The sequence below is a fragment of the Sphingomonas sp. Leaf22 genome (assembly GCF_001421715.1).
Lineage (GTDB): Bacteria > Pseudomonadota > Alphaproteobacteria > Sphingomonadales > Sphingomonadaceae > Sphingomonas.
In genome coordinates, this window is record NZ_LMKP01000034.1 from 78,592 (window position 1) to 95,675 (window position 17,084).

Here is a 17,084-nt window from a genome sequence, read left to right on the forward strand (position 1 = left end):
TTCGCGAAGGGGAAGAACGTTCGGGCGAACGGGATGTATCGAACGGGATCAGAAGCTGGTCGGCCAAGCCGCAGGGGGGCGGGCCATGATGGCGTGGCGCGATCCGGCGCATGCTGTTCCTCCCCCCCGTTCGGTTGCCGCACCGGTCCGGCAACGATGCCGGACAAGCGGGTGCGCGCCCTGTCCGCGTCGCGTTCCCTGGCAGCGTGATAGCGTTGTCAGAACAGGAAAATCAATCCGTCGGACGCAGGCGGTCCGGTGATCGCGGCGACCCCGGAACAGGCGGGTAGTTAACCGCATGTTCGGTTTCACGGTTTAAGCGCGCCGTACCAGGTTTCAGGGGGCGGCGTGACACATCCCATCTTTTACGATGCCAGCGGGCGGCGCGCCCGGCGGGTGCGATGGGGGGCGACGATCCTGGTCGTCACGATGCTCGCGATCGTCGCGCTGGTTGTTTCGGCACTGACGCGGACGCCGCAGCGGGGCGCACTGGCGCTCCCCGGGGATGCCGTGCGTCCGCAGGCGATTGCCGCTGCGCCCGTCGCAACGGGCACCGGTCCCTGGCTGCCGGCAGGGCAGACCGCCGCCGCCGCTCGCCGCCTGCCGGTACTCGGATTCTACATGCCATGGGACGCGGCATCGCGGCAGTCGCTGGCGCGGCATGTGAACGAGGTCGACTGGCTGGTGCCGGGCATCGCTTCGGTCGCGGGGCGCGACCACCGCTTCGACTATGAATCGGACGACTATCTGCACGCCGTACTGGCGAAGGCGAAACGTCCGCCCGCGCTGATCCCGATGGTCCAGAATGCGCGTGAGGACGGCAGCTGGGACGGTATCGGCACCGCGGCGCTGCTGACCGATGCAACGGCGCGGAACCGCTTCGCCGGACAGATCGAAGCGATGGTGGCGGCGGAGCGGGGAATGGGCGTGATGCTCGACCTCGAAAGCCTGCCCGCCAGCGCGCACGCCGATTATCGCCGGTTCCTGTCCGAACTCCGCACGCGTTTCGCCCGCCGGCACTGGCAGGTGATGATCGCGACCCCGGTCGCGGACGCGGAATGGGACCTTGCCCGCTATGCGAAGGTCGTCGATCGGCTGGTGCTGATGGCCTATGACGAACACTGGATGGGCGGGGCGGCGGGACCGATCGCGTCGCAACCCTGGTTCGCGCGGGTCGTGGCCGATGCGCTTCGCACCGCCGGTCCCGGCGCGATCGTCGCGCTGGGCAATTACGGCTATGACTGGAACGGTCGCACGACCGAGCCGCTGCGCGTGGCCGATGCGTGGAACCTCGCCCGACAGGCGGGCACCGTGCCGACATATGATCGCGCCAGCGGCAACTGGCACTTCGCCTATCGCGAACGGGGGCGTGACCATCAGGTCTGGTTGCTCGATGCCGTCACTGCCGCCAATCAGCTGCGCGCGGCGTCGGTCGCCGGCGCGCATGCGGTCGCGCTGTGGCGCATGGGCAGCGAGGACCCGCATTTCTGGACCGTCGCCCGTACCGGTTCCGCCACCGGGACCGGAACCCTGCCGCAGCCAGCGGGCGTGACGCTGCTAGGGCAGGGCGAGGTGTTGCGGCTGGACGCCGGCGCGACCGCCGGACACCGCACGCTGCGGTCCGACGCCAGCGGCATGGTCCGCGCGGCGCGGGTCGATCGCCTGCCCGGACCCGATATCGTCCAGCGCACCGGCGCGCAGCGGCGCATGGTCGCGCTGACCTTCGACGATGGTCCCGACCCGCTCTGGACACCCCGCATCCTCGACGTGCTGAAGCGCGAAGGCGCGCCCGCCACCTTCTTCGTTACCGGTGCCAATGCGCTGGGGCAGGGGCCGATCCTGCGACGGATCGTCGCGGAGGGTAGCGAACTCGGCAATCACAGCACCTCGCATGCCAATCTGTCGCACCGCTCCCCGCAAGCGATCCGGCTGGAACTGACCGCGACCGAACGGCTGGTCGAGGCCTATACCGGGCGGGCGATGCGGCTGTTCCGTCCGCCGTTCCTCGGCGACGCCGATCCCGATCGTGGCGACGAACTGCATGCGACGCGGGTCGGGGCCGAACTCGGCTATCTGACGGTCGGTCTGAACGTCGACCCGCACGACTGGCAAACGCCGTCGCCGCAGCAGATCGTACAGCGGACGATCGCCCAGGTTCAGGTCGGCACCGCCGATCGCCCGACCCAAATCGTTCTGCTCCACGATTCGGGCGGTGATCGCAGCCGGACGCTGGCGGCGCTGCCGGGGATCATTCGCGGGTTGCGTGCACGTGGCTATGAACTGGTCGGCGTGTCGCGGCTCGCCGGGCTGTCGCGCGATCAGGTGATGCCGGTGTTGCGGGGCGCGCAAGCGAGCGAAGCGGCGAGTGCGCGCGGCCTGTTCGGCGGCGTCAGCCTGACCCGCGACCTGTTGATGACGGCGTTCCTGCTGGTGATCGCCATCGGCATCGCCCGGTCGGTCGCCCTGGCCGGGCTGGCGATGTTCGCCGCGCGCCGGGGTGGTCCGCCGCCGGCCGCACCGCATCTGGTTCCGACGTCGGTGTCGGTGTTGATCCCGGCGTTCAACGAAGCACGGGTGATCGAGGCATCGGTGCGCCGCATCCTCGGCAGCGTCGGCGTCCGGATCGACGTCATCGTGATCGACGACGGCTCGACCGACGGTACGTCCGACATCGTCCGGACCGCGTTTGGCATCGATCCGCGCGTCCGGCTGCTGACACTGGAAAACGGCGGCAAGGCACGTGCGCTCAACACCGCGCTACAGATCGCCAAGGGCGATGTCGTCGTCGCGCTCGACGCCGACACCCAGTTCGAGGCCGACACGATTGCGAAGCTGCTGCGCTGGTTCGCCGATCCGGCGATCGGCGCGGTCGCGGGCAATGCGAAGGTCGGCAATCGCGTCAACCTGATTACCCGGTGGCAGGCGCTGGAATATATCACCGCACAGAACCTCGAACGGCGCGCGTTGCATGCGCTGGGCGCGGTGACGGTCGTGCCGGGGGCGGTCGGGGCGTGGCGGCGCGCGGCGCTCGATTCGGTCGGCGGATATCCCGACGATACGCTGGCCGAGGATCAGGACCTGACCATCGCGATCCAGCGCGCCGGCTGGCACGTCGCCTGCGACATGGAGGCGATCGCATGGACCGAAGCGCCGGAGACCGCGCGGGGACTGTTCCGTCAGCGCTATCGCTGGGCCTATGGCACGCTGCAATGCCTGTGGAAGCACCGCGCGATCATCGGCCGGGGTCGTCCGCGCGGGCTGGCATTGCTGGGGCTGCCGCAGGCACTGGTTTTCCAGGTGCTGTTCACGCTGGCCGCGCCGCTGATCGACGTGGCGCTGGTCGGGAGCATCGTCACCACCGCGTGGCGGATCGCCGATCGCGGGTGGGAAGCGGCGGGCGGCGATGTCGGCTGGGTCGCGCTCTACTGGGCGGCGTTCACTGCGATCGATCTCGCCTGCGGCTGGGTCGCCTACCAGCTGGAGGGCAGGGGCGAACGTCTGCCGCCGCTGCGGATGCTGGCGCAGCGGTTCGGCTATCGCCAGTTGCTGTACGCGGTGGTCCTGCGCGCGCTGGCGGCGGCGATGAGCGGACCGCGCGTCGGCTGGGGCAAGCTGGAACGCAGCGGCAGCGTGACCGCGCCGGACGTCGCGACGGTCGTGACGCCGATCGGCGACCGCGCCGCTCCGTCTGCCGCGCCGGAGGTGGCCGCCGCCGCATGAAGCCGTCGCACGCGTTGACACACAATATGAGTTGCATGAGATGTTCGCGATGACCGGACGACGTACCAGCACCGTATCGCTGTCCCCCGAACTGGAAGCGTTCGTCGCCGATGCGGTGGCAGGCGGGGGCTATGCCAATGCCGACGACGTCGTCCGTGCCGGCTTGCACGCGTTGCGCTCCGCCGGTGCGGAATGCGGCATGGTGGCAAAGGACTGGCCGGCGGCCGGCGGCGAATGCGGCGCGCTGATCCGGGCGCGCGACTGGGCCGGCACGCCGCTCGGTCCGCCCGCGCAATGGCCGTCGCAGATGCGGGCGACGATTGCGAACATCGTCAATTCGCCGGTGGCCAAGATGCTGGTCTGGGGCCCGGACCATATCCTGTTCTACAACGACGCCTATCGCGCGATCGTCGGCGAACGCCATCCGGAGGTGTTCGGCACCCCGGTCAGAAACGCGTTTCCCGAACTGTGGGACCATTATCGAACCGTGCTGCCAGCGGCGTTGCGCGGCGAGAGCCAGTCGTTCCGCGACCGGCCGACCGTCTTTTCGCGCACGAACAGGTCGGAAACGTTGACCCTCGACCTGTATTACACGCCGGTCGTCGATGGAGAGGGCGTCGCCGGTGGCGTCCTGTGCACCGTCATCGACAACAGCGCGCGCAAGATGATCGAGGCGCGGCTGGCGGCGAGCGAGGCCGAACTGCGCCGCATCGCCGATGCCGTGCCGATGCTCGTTTCGTATATCGATCGCGATCACCGCTACCGCTTCGTCAACGCCAATTATGAAAGCTGGTTCGGCGGCGCACCGGACGCGATGGTCGGCCGGCATATCCGTGAGGTGATCGGCGAGGAACTGTATCGCGACCGGCAGGGTGATATCGATGCGGCGCTGACCGGCGAATGGATCGTCGGCGAAACCGCGCTTCAGCACCGGACGCTCGGCCGCCGTGCGTTCGAGATACGCTATGTCCCGCATCGGGACGATAGCGGGCAGACGGTCGGCGTTTATATTCTGGGCATCGACATCACCGAACGCGCCCGCGACGCCGCCGCGATCAAGGCGAGCAACAGCCGGTTCCGCACCGCGATGCAGGCGGTGCACGGGGTATTGTGGACCAACAGCGCCGATGGCCGGATGGTCGGCGAACAGCCCGGCTGGGCGGCGTTGACCGGGCAGGCGTTCGACGAATATCAGGATTTCGGCTGGGCATCGGCGGTCCATCCCGATGATGCCGCCGCGACGATCGACGCGTGGAATATCGCGGTCGCGGCGCGCAGCATGTTCGTGCACGAACACCGCGTCCGGCGGCACGACGGCGAATGGCGTATCTTCGCCATCCGCGCCCTGCCGATCCTCGACGATGCCGGCGACATCACCGAATGGGTCGGCGTCCATACCGACATCTCGCACCAGCGCGCCGCCGAAGCGGCATTGCGCGAACAGGCCGACAGCCTTGCCCGGCAGGTCCGGCATCGCGAACGGGCCGAGGATCAGCTGCGCAGCCTCAACGAAACGCTCGAAACCCGCGTGATCGCGGAGATCGCCGAGCGGCGGCAGGCCGAGGCGCAACTCGCGCAATCGCAGAAGATGGAGACCGTCGGCAAGCTGACCGGCGGCATCGCACACGACTTCAACAATCTGTTGCAAGTCATTGGCGGAAATCTGCAATTGCTCACGCGTGACGTCGTCGGAAATGCCAAGGCGGAACGCCGGGTCGACAATGCGATGGCGGGCGTTTCGCGCGGCGCACGGCTCGCCAGCCAGTTGCTGGCATTCGGTCGTCGTCAGGCACTGGAGCCGAAGGTCGTCAACGTCACCCGCTTCGTACAGGGCATGGACGACATGCTGCGCCGGGCGATCGGCGAGGCGATCCAGATCGAAACGGTCTTCGCCGGCGGCTTGTGGAATACCTTCATCGATCCGGGGCAGATCGAGAATGCGCTGCTCAACCTCGCCATCAACGCGCGCGACGCGATGGAGGGGCGGGGCAAGCTGACCATCGAGCTGTCGAACGCTCATCTCGACGACGCCTATGCCCGCACGAACGAGGAGGTCGTTCCGGGGCAATATGTCATGCTGGCGGTGACCGACACCGGCAGCGGCATGTCCCCCGACATCGTCGCGCGGGTGTTCGAACCGTTCTTTTCGACCAAGCCCGAAGGCAAGGGGTCGGGGCTGGGCCTGTCGATGGTCTATGGCTTCGTCAAACAGTCGGGCGGCCACGTCAAAATCTATTCGGAAGTCGGGCACGGTACCTCGATCAAGCTCTATCTGCCGCGGGCCATGGAGTCCGAGGATGTCGAGGTGCAGGTCGACACCGGTCCGGTGCGCGGCGGGACCGAGACGGTGCTGATCGTCGAGGATGACGAGGAAGTCCGAACCACCGTGGTCGAGATGCTCGGCGACCTCGGCTATCGCGTGCTGAAAGCGTCCGACGCTGCCAGCGGCCTTGCGGTGATCGAAAGCGGGATGCCGATCGACCTGCTCTTCACCGACGTCGTCATGCCGGGCGCGCTGAAGAGCCCCGAAATGGCGCGCAAGGCCCGCGAGCGGCTGCCCGGCCTCGCCGTATTGTTCACCAGCGGCTATACCGAGAACTCGATCGTTCATGGCGGGCGGCTGGACAAGGGCGTGCAGCTGTTGTCCAAACCCTATACGCGCGAGGCGCTGGCGCGGAAGATTCGCCATGTCCTGTCGAACCAGCAGCAGCGCAACCTCGCGACGCTGCAACCGCAGATCGCCGACAGCCGGCCGGTCGCGATCACCACGCCGCCGACCATCCGACGCACGATCCTGCTGGTGGAGGATGACGGGCTCATCCGCATGAGCAGCGCCGAGATGTTGCAGGAAGCGGGTTTCGTCGTCGTGGAGGCGGCCAGCGCCGAGGAAGCGGTCACCGCGTTGCAGACCGCACCGGTCGACATACTGGTCACCGACGTCAACCTGCCCGGCGCGTCGGGCCGCGAACTGGCCCAGCGCGCCCGCACGCTGCGCCCCGAAGCGTTGGTGGTCTTCGCAACCGGCGATCCCGGCGCGGTCGCCGGGGAAGCGGATGCGATCGTTCTTGCCAAACCCTATACCAGCGGCGCGTTGCTGGCGGCGCTGCGCAGGAGCGAGACGGCACGGGTGACGACCGGCGAACCGGGTGCCTAGGGGCCCGGTGCGGCCGCGAGTGAATCGCGTTCGACCAGATGATGTTCGTGCGCGACGTTGGCTGGCACCTGTGCACCGCCCAGCTGGTCGAGCAACAGGGTGGTCGCGCTGACCGCCATGTCGAACACCGGCTGGCGCATCGTGGTGATCCGGGGCCAGGTGATGCGCGCGATTTCGGAATCGTCGAAACCGACGATCGACAGGTCGCCCGGCACGTCGATCCCCGCCTCCCGCGCGGCCATCAGCGCACCGACCGCCATGTCGTCATTCTGCGCGAGGATCGCGGTCGGCCGGTCGCGCCGCGCGAGCAGCGTCTGCGCCGCCGCGAAGCCGGAATCGAACGTGAACAGTCCATCGAGCACCAGATCGGGATCGATCGACAGGCCGGCGGCGGCGAATGCCTTGGCATAGCCCGCCATGCGCGCCTCGGCGGCGGCATGGGTCGGATCGCCCTTGATGATGCCGATCCGCCGGTGCCCCTGCTTCAGGACGAGTGCCGCGACCTCGCACGCGGCGACGACGTCGTCGACGACCACGCCGGGGGTCAGTTCGGGCCAGCGGGTCGGCGCGATCCGGGCAAAGGGCATGCCGATCGCGGTCAGTTCGTCGAGGATGCGGCGGCTGTCCGATGCCGGCGGGGCCAGCACCACGCCGTCGACCGCCGCCGATCGCAGCAGCCCGACGACCTCGTCGGCATGGTCGGTGACCGAACGGACCGGCAGCACCACCAGCCGATACCGTTCGCCGCGCAACCGGTCGAGCACCCCCATCTGCAGGTCGACCACATAGCTGGGCGAGGGATTTTCATAGACCAGCCCGATCAGATGCGACCGTTGCCGCGCCAATCCCTGCGCCATGATGTTGGGATGATAGTCGAGCGTGCGGACCGCCTCGCGCACCCGGTCGCGCACCGCGTCGGTGACGTGCGGCTCGCCGTTCAGCACGCGCGATACGGTCTTGGTCGATACGGCGGCATGACGGGCGACGTCGACGATGGTGATGCGCCGCGGCGGGCGCGATCGGGGTGGCTGCATGACCGCATCACCGCCATGCCGCCGCGCCCGTGTCAATCGCAACATGACCGCATCGTCATCTGTCGCCCATCGTCCGGTCGGGTCGCGCCGTGCAGGGTCTGCGTAGAGGAGTCGCAGGATGCCGGTTCACGACGCACCCCGTTTCGCTATCGTCCGCGGCATGACGCTGTGCGGACTGGTCGCCTGCGCGGTGCTGATCGCCGGATGGCGCGGCGTCGCTGTGGATGGCGGGACCTTCGCCGCGGACGGCGCGACCCTTGCCCCACACAGCCTGCCCGATGGCTGGGTCGTTACCAGTCTGCGCACCGATGGCATGGCGGCGCGGTCGGGCTTGCGGGTCGGCGACGTCGTCGACGCCGTCGCGGGCCATGCGCCAGCCTCTGCCGACATGTGGAACCTCGCTGCCGGTCCCGTTCTCTTGCATGTCGCGGCAAGGGGTGACGTCGGTGCCCACTCGCTGATATTGCGACCGCCGGAGGTGGCGTCACGTGAAGATCCTGACCGTCGAGGACGATGAAGAGACCGCAGCCTATATCGGCAAGGGGCTGACCGAAGCGGGGTTCGTGGTCGATCGTGCCGCCAATGGGCGCGACGGATTATTCCACGCGATCGACGGCGGGTATGACTGTATCGTCATGGACCGGATGCTGCCGCAGATGGACGGGATGGCGACGATTGCGGCGATGCGCGCCGCCGGCGTGACGACGCCGGTGCTGATCCTGTCGGCGATGGGATCGCCCGACGACCGGGTGGCGGGGCTGACGCAGGGGGCCGACGATTATCTGACCAAACCGTTCGTCTTTGCCGAATTGCTGGCGCGGGTGCGGCTGCTGACCCGGCGGCAGCCGGCCGGTGCGCCGGCGGCCGAAACGATGCTGACCTGCGATGATCTGACGATGGACCTGCTGGCACGCCGGGTGCGGCGCGGCGCGCGGGTCATCGACCTGCAACCGCGGGAATTCCGGCTGCTCGAATATCTGCTGCGCCATGCCGGACAGGTGGTGACGCGGACCATGTTGCTGGAGGGCGTCTGGGACTATCACTTCGATCCGGGCAGCAACGTGACCGACGTGCATATCAGCCGTCTGCGCCGCAAGATCGACGATGGCGAGCCGCGTCGCCTGCTGCATACCGTGCGCGGGTCGGGCTATAAGCTGGGGGTCGAACCCTGAGGCTGCTCACCCGGTCGGCGACGCTGCGATTTGCCGCCTTGGTCTTTGCGCTGCAACTGGCCGGGGCGGCGGTGACGCTGCTGACGGTGCGGACGATCACCGAAACCCGCCTGACCGCCAGCGCCACGCAAGAAGCGCAACGGCTGCGCGCAACCCTGCTGGAGGCATGGGCGGCGCGGGGCGTGCCGGGCTTGCGGGCGGCGGTCGAATTGCGGCTCGACCGCAGCGACCGGCCTTTGTCGGTGGTGCTGGTGACGGCGCGCGACGGTACGCCGCTGGCCGGGAATGTCGCGGCGTGGCCGCCCAACGTGTCCCCCGGATCGCCCGCCACGATCGAACTGTTCCGCGTCCGTCGCGACCGGCCCGAATCGATGCGGGTGATCGGGACCGTCCTGCCCGACGGCACCCGGCTGCTGACCGGGCATGTGATCGAGGGCGAACGGGCGTTTGTCGGTGCCATGGAAATGGCGATGGTCGCCGCGATGATCGTCGCGCTCGCGCTTGCCGCCCTTGCCGGATGGGTCGCGGCGCGGATCATCGCCCGGCGGCTGTGGCGCACCGTCGATACCGTCGCGGCGGTCACGGCCGGCGATCTCGACCGTCGCGTCGCCTTGCCGGGCGGGCGCGACGCGTTCGACAAGCTCGGACAGTCGGTCAACGCGATGCTCGACCGGATCGCGATGCTGGTCGGCGAATTGAAGATGGCGACCGACGCCCTGGCCCACGACCTCCGATCGCCGCTGACGCGCCTGCGCGCGACGCTGGAACGGGCACTGGCCGCCGCCGATACCGAAGACGGCCGGATCGCGGTGCTGCGCGCGATGGACGAGGGCGACCGGTTGCTCGGGATGCTCGACACCGCCCTGCGCATCACGCGCGCCGAGGCGGGGATCGGCCGCGAAGCCTTCAGCCCGACCGATCTGACGGCTCTGGTGGCCGACTTCGCCGATCTGTTCGACCCCCTTGCCGAGGATCGCGGACTGGCGATTGCGGTCCTGCCGGCCGGCCCGGTCATCGCCGATGTCCACCGCGAGATGGTCGGACAGGCGGTATCAAACCTGATCGATAACGCGTTGAAATATGGTGCGGGAACGGTCCGTCTGTCGGTCGAGGCCGATACCGGGACCGTTGCCGTCGTGGTTCGCGACGACGGACCCGGCATCCTGCCCGAACACCGGGCGGCGGCGCTGCAACGCTTCGGTCGGCTGGACCCGTCGCGGCACGAGAGCGGGGCAGGGCTCGGCCTGCCGCTGGTCGCGGCGGTCGCACGGCTGCATGGCGGGACGCTGGAACTCGGCGACAACGATCCCGGCCTGATCGTCCGGATGACGTTGCCGCGCTGATCGTCTGGTCAGCCGATGCGGTGCAGGCAGACGGCTTACGCCGCCGCCTGCACGCTCCCGGTCCGTTCCAGCTTGCCCCATCCGACGACGAACCCGCCGATCGCCGACGCGATCGCGCGCAGGACGACCCAGTACATGATCTGGCGATAGACCAGCCGCTGCGCGACCAGCAGATGTGCGGGATAGCGGGCCTTGCTCCCGTCCAGCCGATAGGCGACCCAGCCGCACGCCACGTCGATCGCGGTGAAGCACAGCCAGTAGAGTCCCATTTGCGACACGTCGCCGCTGGTCTGTGCCCAGCCATGCTGCGCCACCCGCACCGCCGTACCGACGATCGACAGCAGCAGCGCCAGATCGATCAGCGGAGAGACCGCAGCGAACGCGATCTGGAACAGCCATGCCTGCGGCAGGCCGATCCGCGCCAGTCCCGCGGGTTTGCCGGTGCGCAGGATCGCGCGGTGCTTCCACAGGCATTGCAGCGTCCCGAATGCCCAGCGATAGCGCTGCTTCGCCAACGCCTTGAACGTCTCCGGTGCCTCGGTCCATGCGACCGCATTGGGGTCGTAGGTGACGCGCCACCCGGCGCGCTGGATGGCGATGGTCAGGTCCTGATCCTCGGCCAGCGTATCCTCGGGATAGCCGCCGACCGCATCGAGCGCCGCGCGCCGCCATGCGCCGACCGCGCCCGGCACCACCGTCATCGCATCGAACCCGGCCAGCGCGCGGCGTTCGAGGTTCTGCGCGGTGATATATTCGACCGCCTGCCAGCGCGTGACCAGATTGACCCGGTTGCCAACGCGCGCATCGCCCGCCACCGCGCCCAGCGCCGGGTCCTCGAACCAGCGCGCCAGCCGGGCGATCGTCGTCGTCTCGAACTGGGTATCGGCGTCGAGCGCGATGATGACCTCGCCCTCGGCCTGCAACAGCGCCCGGTTGAGCGCCGCCGCCTTGCCGCCATTGACCAGCGTCAGCAGCGTGACGCGCGGATCGTCGTCGAAGCGGGCACGGACCACCGCACTCGTCCCGTCCTTCGACCCGTCATCGGCGACGATGACGTGCAGCCCCGGATAGTCGCTGGCCAACACCCGCGCGACCGAATCGGCGATCACCCGCTCCTCGTTATAGGCGGGGATGATGACCGTGACGCTCGGCTGGAACACCGGCGGCGTTGGCCGTTCGCGCCGCGACTGGAACCATGCCAGCCCCGCCATCAGCACCGCCCGCGCCATGCCCAGCGCGATGGCGAGGTAGAACAGCCACGCCAGCAGCACCGATATCGCGGCGATAACGATGAAGATCGCAACGTCGGTCCGCACCGCCGCCAGATCGCGCCCGGCGATCACCGGCATCGCGACGGCGCGCGGCACGGCGACCAGTGCGGAGGCGGTGACGAAGCGATAGCCCTTGGACCGCAGGATCGCGATGATCCGGGGCAGCGCCGCCACCGTCTGCGCCCGGTCGCCGCCGCCATCGTGCAGCAGCACGACGTTGCGTGAACTGTCGGCGCTGGCGTCCTCGACCTGCTCGACCACCTGCCGGACGATCGCATCGGTGCCCGGCCGCTGCCAGTCATTGGGATCGACGTGCAGCCCGACCACCGTATAGCCCAGATCCTGTGCCAGCAGCGCGGGCGCGATCTCGTCCATCGTCGTCGGCTCGGCATCCCCGAAATAGGGCGCGCGGAACAGCGTCGTCGACCGGCCCGTATATGCCTCGATCAGCCGCTGCGTGGCGTTCAGCTCCAGCGTCGTCGTCCGCTCGCCTGTCGTCGCCAGATTGGGATGGGTATAGCTGTGGTTCCCGATCTCGTCGCCGTCGCGGACGATCCGTTGCAACAGCCCGGGATGCTCGATCGCATTCTCCCCGACGACGAAGAAGGTCGCCGGGACATGCGCCGCCTCCAGCGCGTCGAGAATCTGCGGCGTCCACGTCGCGTCGGGTCCGTCGTCGAAGGTCAGCGCGATCGCTTTCGGATCGGCGGCACCGGCGCGCTGCACGACATAGGGCGTCGGCAGTGCGGCATAGGCCTCGTTGGCGATCATGCCGTTGCGATCGAAGGTGACGCTACGCTGTCCCGGCGTCGGCCGCGCGGTGATGCGCAGCACTTCGCCGCTCCCCTCGACATCGACGTTCAGCGCCGATTGCAACTGCGTGATGCGCGGCACGCGGTCGGTGGTGCGATAGGCGGTCAGGTCGTTCCAGAACCCGGCATCCTCGCTGCCCAGCCGCCACATCGCGACCGCATCGATCCCCAGCCGCCGCAGCGCCGCCATCTGGTTCCAGCTGGTCGCCGCATCCAGCATCCACACCTTGTGCTGGCTGCCGCGTTCGTCCTGATAGGCGAAGCCGGCATTGCCGCTGGCGCGATCGAACCCGACCGTCGCCGACGAATCATGCGCGGCCAGCCATGCTTCCTCGATCGACAGCGCGTCGGCGCTGCCGTCATGCCAGTCATAGGCATAGCTGCCCAGCGCCACGACCAGCTTGTCGCGACCGACCTGTCGCAACGCGCTTTCGACCTGACCCACGAACCATGGCTGCGACGCGATCGGCCCGGCCGACCCGCTTTCCCAGTGTTCGTCATAGGCCATCAGGATGACGCGGTCGGTGGCACTGGCAAGGTCGGCCAGCTGCCAGTCGGGATCGCCCGCCGGTGCCGTCACGGCCAGCACCGCGTCCTTGGGAAGCGCCGCGTTCAACTGCGCGAGAAACGCCGGATAGCGCGCCACGGCGGCGGCGGGCAGGCTTTCATAATCCATCACCAGCCCGGCGGCATGGCGCGCCTTCACGACCGCGACCAGCTGGTCGATCAGTGCCTTGCGCGCCGTCGGATCGGCCAGCATCTGCGCCGCGCCCGCGCCGTCCCAGTCGGAATCGGTCAAATTCTGCACCATCGGCAACAATTTCGGGGCATGGCGCGCTCCGGCGAGCACCTGCTCCAGCCGCGGATCGTCGATCGCGTGCAATTGTGTACCGACCACGCTGACATAGGCGGGCACGACCCAATCGAGCGTGGCGAGGTGCCGCTGCAACGACGCGATCCCGCCTGCCGTATCGGGGGCATAGAAACCGATCGTCAGCGGCGTGCCGCCGGTCTTGGGCGAGGTAGCGTGCGGCAACCACCGCCCATGCCGCCCCGTCGTATCGCTGCGCGGTGCGAACGCCTCGCCATGGCGCCGGGCAAAGGGCAGGGGAATGCCCAGCGTGCGCGGCGTCGCCACCAGCGTCGTTGCGAACGCCACCGCCGCGGCGATGACCGCAAGGATCAGCAACGCCACGCTCCGCCGTGCCCACACACCGCGACGCCCGGTCGGATCGAAGAAAATCGGCTTGCTCACACGGTCGACCCTGGCTGCACCGGCCGCACGCTACGGCCATGCCCCGCCGCTTAGCGCTGCGGTCCGGGCGGGGCGGTGAGCATGGCATGAACTTTTGGTCACCTGTCGGATCGCGACGCGTCACCGAACCGGAAGCCACCGCGGCCGATCGGCGGTCGGATCAACTCAGTCGCGCGGCGCGACGGACGGACCATGAGCAGGAAAGGAAGCGCCGCTCATCCGGGCGGCTTCATCGCGATGCGCTTCGAAGGGGAGGTATCTGGCGGAGAGGGAGGGATTCGAACCCTCGGTACCCGTTAAGGCACGCCGCATTTCGAGTGCGGTACAATCGACCACTCTGCCACCTCTCCGCAGAGGTTTCTCGCTCCATGCCGCAGGTCAGCGCGGCACGGTGGTCAGCGAGGGAGGCCGGTTAGCCCAAGGATTCGCGACTTGCAAGCGCCTCCTTGCTGCAATCGCACATCGGACCTAGATTATTTCGCATGAAGGCCCCGTCCTCCCCCTCGCTCGACCGCGGCACGCCGTTGCCGCCGGTCGCCCATGCCCGTTTTTCGATCGGCGACGTCGTGCGCCACCGTCTGTTCGACTTTCGCGGGGTCGTCTTCGATATCGACCCGATCTTCGCCAACAGCGAGGAATGGTATCAGTCGATCCCCGCCGAAGCACGCCCGCGCAAGGACCAGCCCTTCTACCACCTGCTCGCCGAGAATGCCGAGGCGAGCTATGTCGCCTATGTCAGCCAGCAGAATCTGATCGCCGACCACAGCGAGGAGCCGGTCGACCATCCCGCGATCACCGGGTTGTTCGATGACTATGCCGATGGCCGCTACCGGTTGCGCCGCGAGCATCGCCACTGACCGACGATCAGTAGATGTCGCGGCGATAGCGTCCTTCGTCCAGCATCGCCTCGATCGCCGTCTCGCCGAGGATCGTCGCCAGCGCGGCATGGACCGCCGGTGCCATGCCTTGCACGCTGCCACAGACATAGATCGTCGCTCGGGCGGCAACCGCCTCGGCGATCGCCGGCGCGTCCGCCGCGACCGCGTCCTGCACATAGCGATGGCCGCCCGGATCGCGGGACCAGGTCGTGATCGACCGCGTCACTACGCCCCGGTCGGCCAGCGCCTGCCGCTCGACTGCGTGGAAATCGTCCTGTGCCGCCTGTCGCTCGCCCCAATAGAGCGAGACCGGCCCGCCACCCTGTACCGCGCGATGCCGCACATGGGCGAGCAGCCCGGCCAGCCCGGTGCCGTTGCCGATCAGCACCAGCGGCGTTGCCGCGTCGCGTGGCGGATGGAAGGCGGGGTTCGCCCGGACCCGCGCCGCGATCGTCCCGCCCAGCGGCGCGCCGTGGCACAGCCACCCCGATCCCAGCCCGTCATAGCCATCGGCGGCGGGACAGCGCCGCACGATCAATTCGACCCGGCCCGATGCCGCGATCGATGCGATCGAATATTCGCGGTGCCCGATCGGCTTGAGTGTCGCGACATCCGCATCCGCCGCGTCGGGAAGGATCCGCGTCATCAGCAACGCCCGCATCTCCGGCGTATCCGCGATCCCCGCTGCGTTCAGAAAGGCATCGACCCTGCGGGCATCCTGCTGCGGCACGACCTCGACGATATCGCCCGGCATCCAGTCGACGGTCGCGCCGATCGGTTCGAGCGCGATATGCCATGCCTCCCCGCCGCTGCTGCCCGGATTGAGCAGCCGCCGGTCGACCAGCCGCCATTCTCCCATCGCCGCCGGTGCCCAGTCGGGTTGATCGGTCCGCGCGCCCAGACCCGCCAGCTGCCGTTGCCAGTGTCGCTGCGCATCGGCATCCTCGCCATCGGCCTCGACCGCATCGAACAGCCGGGTCGCGCCGCTGTCGTGCAGCCAGCGATCGACCCGGTGGCCGAACGCGCAGAACTCGGCATATTCGCGGTCGCCCAGCGCCATCACCGCATATTCGAGGTGCGACAGATCGGGGGCAGCGCGATCGAGCGCGCGCGCGAAACCACGCGCATTGTCGGGCGGTTCGCCTTCGCCATAAGTGCTCGCGATCACGAATAGCCGCTTCACCCGCGCCAGCGCCGCATCGTCGAGCGCGGCGATCGGCAGCGCGGCGGCGGCGGGCAGCGCCTCGGCGGTCAACCGGGCGAGCCGTTCGGCCGATCCGGTCTGGCTGGCATAGGCGACCAGCGTCGTCGCCTCCGCGACCGGCCGGTCGGGCGTATCGCCGACGACCGCCGCCAGCGCCGCCTTGCGCCGCCGTCGGGCGAAATAGAGCAGGAAGCCGGTAATGGTGAACAACGGCATCGACAGGCTGGCGAGCAGGATCGCGATACGCCCGGCGACCCCGAAATAGGCACCGCGATGCAGTTCATAGACGCTGGTGACGATATCCTCGCCGACGGTCCGCATGGCATAGGGCGTTGCCGACAGCACCGCCCCGCTGGTCCCGTCGATGGTCAGTTCGTCGGTCACCCGGTCGTGCCGCGCGCCGGGCAGTTTCGCGCGGAACTGCACCTGGTTGTCGCGGACGCTGGCGACGATGCGGTCGTACCGGCGGCCTTCGGTCGCGCGTTCGAACCCCGACCATGCCAGCGAAAGGTCGGCCTTCGCCCCCTTGTCCGGCTTGCTCTCGGCGACCTGCGCGACCAGCATCGCCTTCACCCCGTCGCGATACCAGTCATAGGACCACCATAGCCCGGTCAGCCCGCTGAGAAGGTAGAATACCAACACCCAGCCACCGATCACGGCGTGGAGCGCGCGATACAGGTTGCGCCCGGTCTTGCGCAGATCGAGCACGACCCAGTTGCGCCAGTCGAGCGGGCGTTTCGGCCAGCGCAGATACAGGCCGGAAAGCGCGAAATAGATCAACGCGATCGCCGAGAAACCGGTAATCTGCCGACCGATACCGTCGCCGTCGTCGGGCAGCGCCAGCCAACGGTGCAGATCCTCCATCACCTCGAACACGGCGCTTCCCTTGAGCGTGCCCGTCAGTCGCCCGGTCGCGGGGTCGATCCGTTCGACATGTCGTTCCTTCGATCCGGGCAGCGTATAGCCGACCAGCGTCGGCTCGCTGGAATCGGCGGGAACGGTCAGCCGCGTGATCGTCGCCCCCGGCTTCTGCACCGCAAACCGCTCCGCCAGCACCGGCCCCGACAGCCGCGTACCAGCGGCAACCGGCCGATCCCGGTTCAGCGCGGCAAGGATTTCCGGCTCGAAGCTGAGCGACGCGCCGGTCACGCCCATCACCGCCAGCACCAGCCCGGCGGTGATCCCGAGGAACCAGTGAAGCTGGAAAAGAACGTTGCGGATCATCGACGGTTCGCTCATCT

Annotated in this window: 9 protein-coding genes and 1 tRNA gene; 6 read left to right on the forward strand and 4 right to left on the reverse strand. The window is 68.5% G+C overall.

What is annotated here, in order from left to right; all coding sequences use genetic code 11:
• Positions 1-348 precede the first annotated feature (348 nt).
• Both ASE70_RS13095 and ASE70_RS13100 read left to right on the forward strand, forming a co-directional pair.
• Positions 349-3,720, forward strand: a complete 3,372-nt coding sequence (locus tag ASE70_RS13095; RefSeq protein ID WP_156356225.1) for a glycosyltransferase — start codon at positions 349-351, stop codon at positions 3,718-3,720.
• Between the two features lie 49 nt (positions 3,721-3,769).
• Positions 3,770-6,874, forward strand: coding sequence for a hybrid sensor histidine kinase/response regulator (locus ASE70_RS13100; RefSeq protein ID WP_082451036.1), 3,105 nt, complete (start codon positions 3,770-3,772; stop codon positions 6,872-6,874).
• On the opposite strand, the gene ASE70_RS13105 is transcribed toward ASE70_RS13100, so the two are convergent.
• On the reverse strand, positions 6,871-7,953 hold the full coding sequence (locus tag ASE70_RS13105; RefSeq protein ID WP_235519899.1) for a LacI family DNA-binding transcriptional regulator: 1,083 nt from the start codon (positions 7,951-7,953) through the stop codon (positions 6,871-6,873). The two genes, ASE70_RS13100 and ASE70_RS13105, sit on opposite strands and share 4 nt — an antisense overlap.
• A 115-nt stretch (positions 7,954-8,068) precedes the next feature.
• Between ASE70_RS13105 and ASE70_RS13110 the strand changes: the two genes are divergently transcribed.
• Genes ASE70_RS13110 through ASE70_RS13120 form a run of 3 tightly spaced genes read left to right on the forward strand, consistent with a single transcriptional unit; the run spans position 8,069 to position 10,423 of the window.
• Complete coding sequence (locus ASE70_RS13110) at positions 8,069-8,425, forward strand: hypothetical protein (protein WP_056505576.1); 357 nt, start codon at positions 8,069-8,071, stop codon at positions 8,423-8,425.
• The gene (locus ASE70_RS13115; protein ID WP_056396794.1) at positions 8,397-9,080 is read left to right on the forward strand and encodes a winged helix-turn-helix domain-containing protein; all 684 of its coding nucleotides are present in this window, start codon (positions 8,397-8,399) and stop codon (positions 9,078-9,080) included. Before ASE70_RS13110 ends, ASE70_RS13115 begins: the two co-directional genes overlap by 29 nt.
• Positions 9,081-9,118: 38 nt before the next feature.
• Positions 9,119-10,423: a sensor histidine kinase gene (locus ASE70_RS13120; RefSeq protein WP_235519901.1), complete on the forward strand. Its 1,305-nt coding sequence runs from the start codon at positions 9,119-9,121 to the stop codon at positions 10,421-10,423.
• Between the two features lie 35 nt (positions 10,424-10,458).
• Here the strand turns inward: ASE70_RS13120 and ASE70_RS13125 are convergent, their stop codons facing one another.
• Complete coding sequence (locus tag ASE70_RS13125; RefSeq protein WP_056505582.1) at positions 10,459-13,761, reverse strand: glycosyltransferase; 3,303 nt, start codon at positions 13,759-13,761, stop codon at positions 10,459-10,461.
• Positions 13,762-14,021: 260 nt separating this feature from the next.
• A tRNA-Ser gene (locus tag ASE70_RS13130) sits at positions 14,022-14,111 on the reverse strand.
• Positions 14,112-14,243: 132 nt separating this feature from the next.
• On the opposite strand from ASE70_RS13130, the gene hspQ reads away from it, so the two are divergent.
• Entirely contained in the window at positions 14,244-14,618 is a 375-nt protein-coding gene (hspQ, locus tag ASE70_RS13135; protein WP_056505585.1) for a heat shock protein HspQ, read from the forward strand.
• A 7-nt stretch (positions 14,619-14,625) separates the two neighbouring features.
• On the opposite strand, the gene ASE70_RS13140 is transcribed toward hspQ, so the two are convergent.
• Positions 14,626-17,082 carry a PepSY domain-containing protein gene (locus ASE70_RS13140; protein ID WP_235519903.1) on the reverse strand — a complete coding sequence of 819 codons (2,457 nt, stop codon included), beginning with the start codon at positions 17,080-17,082 and terminating at the stop codon, positions 14,626-14,628.
• Between the last annotated feature and the right edge of the window lie 2 nt (positions 17,083-17,084).

Coding starts and splice junctions, on each gene's coding strand:
- ASE70_RS13100 (WP_082451036.1), top strand. CDS start 3,770: ATGACCGGACGACGTACCAGCACCGTATCGCTGTCCCCCGAACTGGAA.
- ASE70_RS13105 (WP_235519899.1), bottom strand. CDS start 7,953: ATGTTGCGATTGACACGGGCGCGGCGGCATGGCGGTGATGCGGTCATG.
- ASE70_RS13110 (WP_056505576.1), top strand. CDS start 8,069: ATGACGCTGTGCGGACTGGTCGCCTGCGCGGTGCTGATCGCCGGATGG.
- hspQ (WP_056505585.1), top strand. CDS start 14,244: ATGAAGGCCCCGTCCTCCCCCTCGCTCGACCGCGGCACGCCGTTGCCG.
- ASE70_RS13140 (WP_235519903.1), bottom strand. CDS start 17,082: ATGAGCGAACCGTCGATGATCCGCAACGTTCTTTTCCAGCTTCACTGG.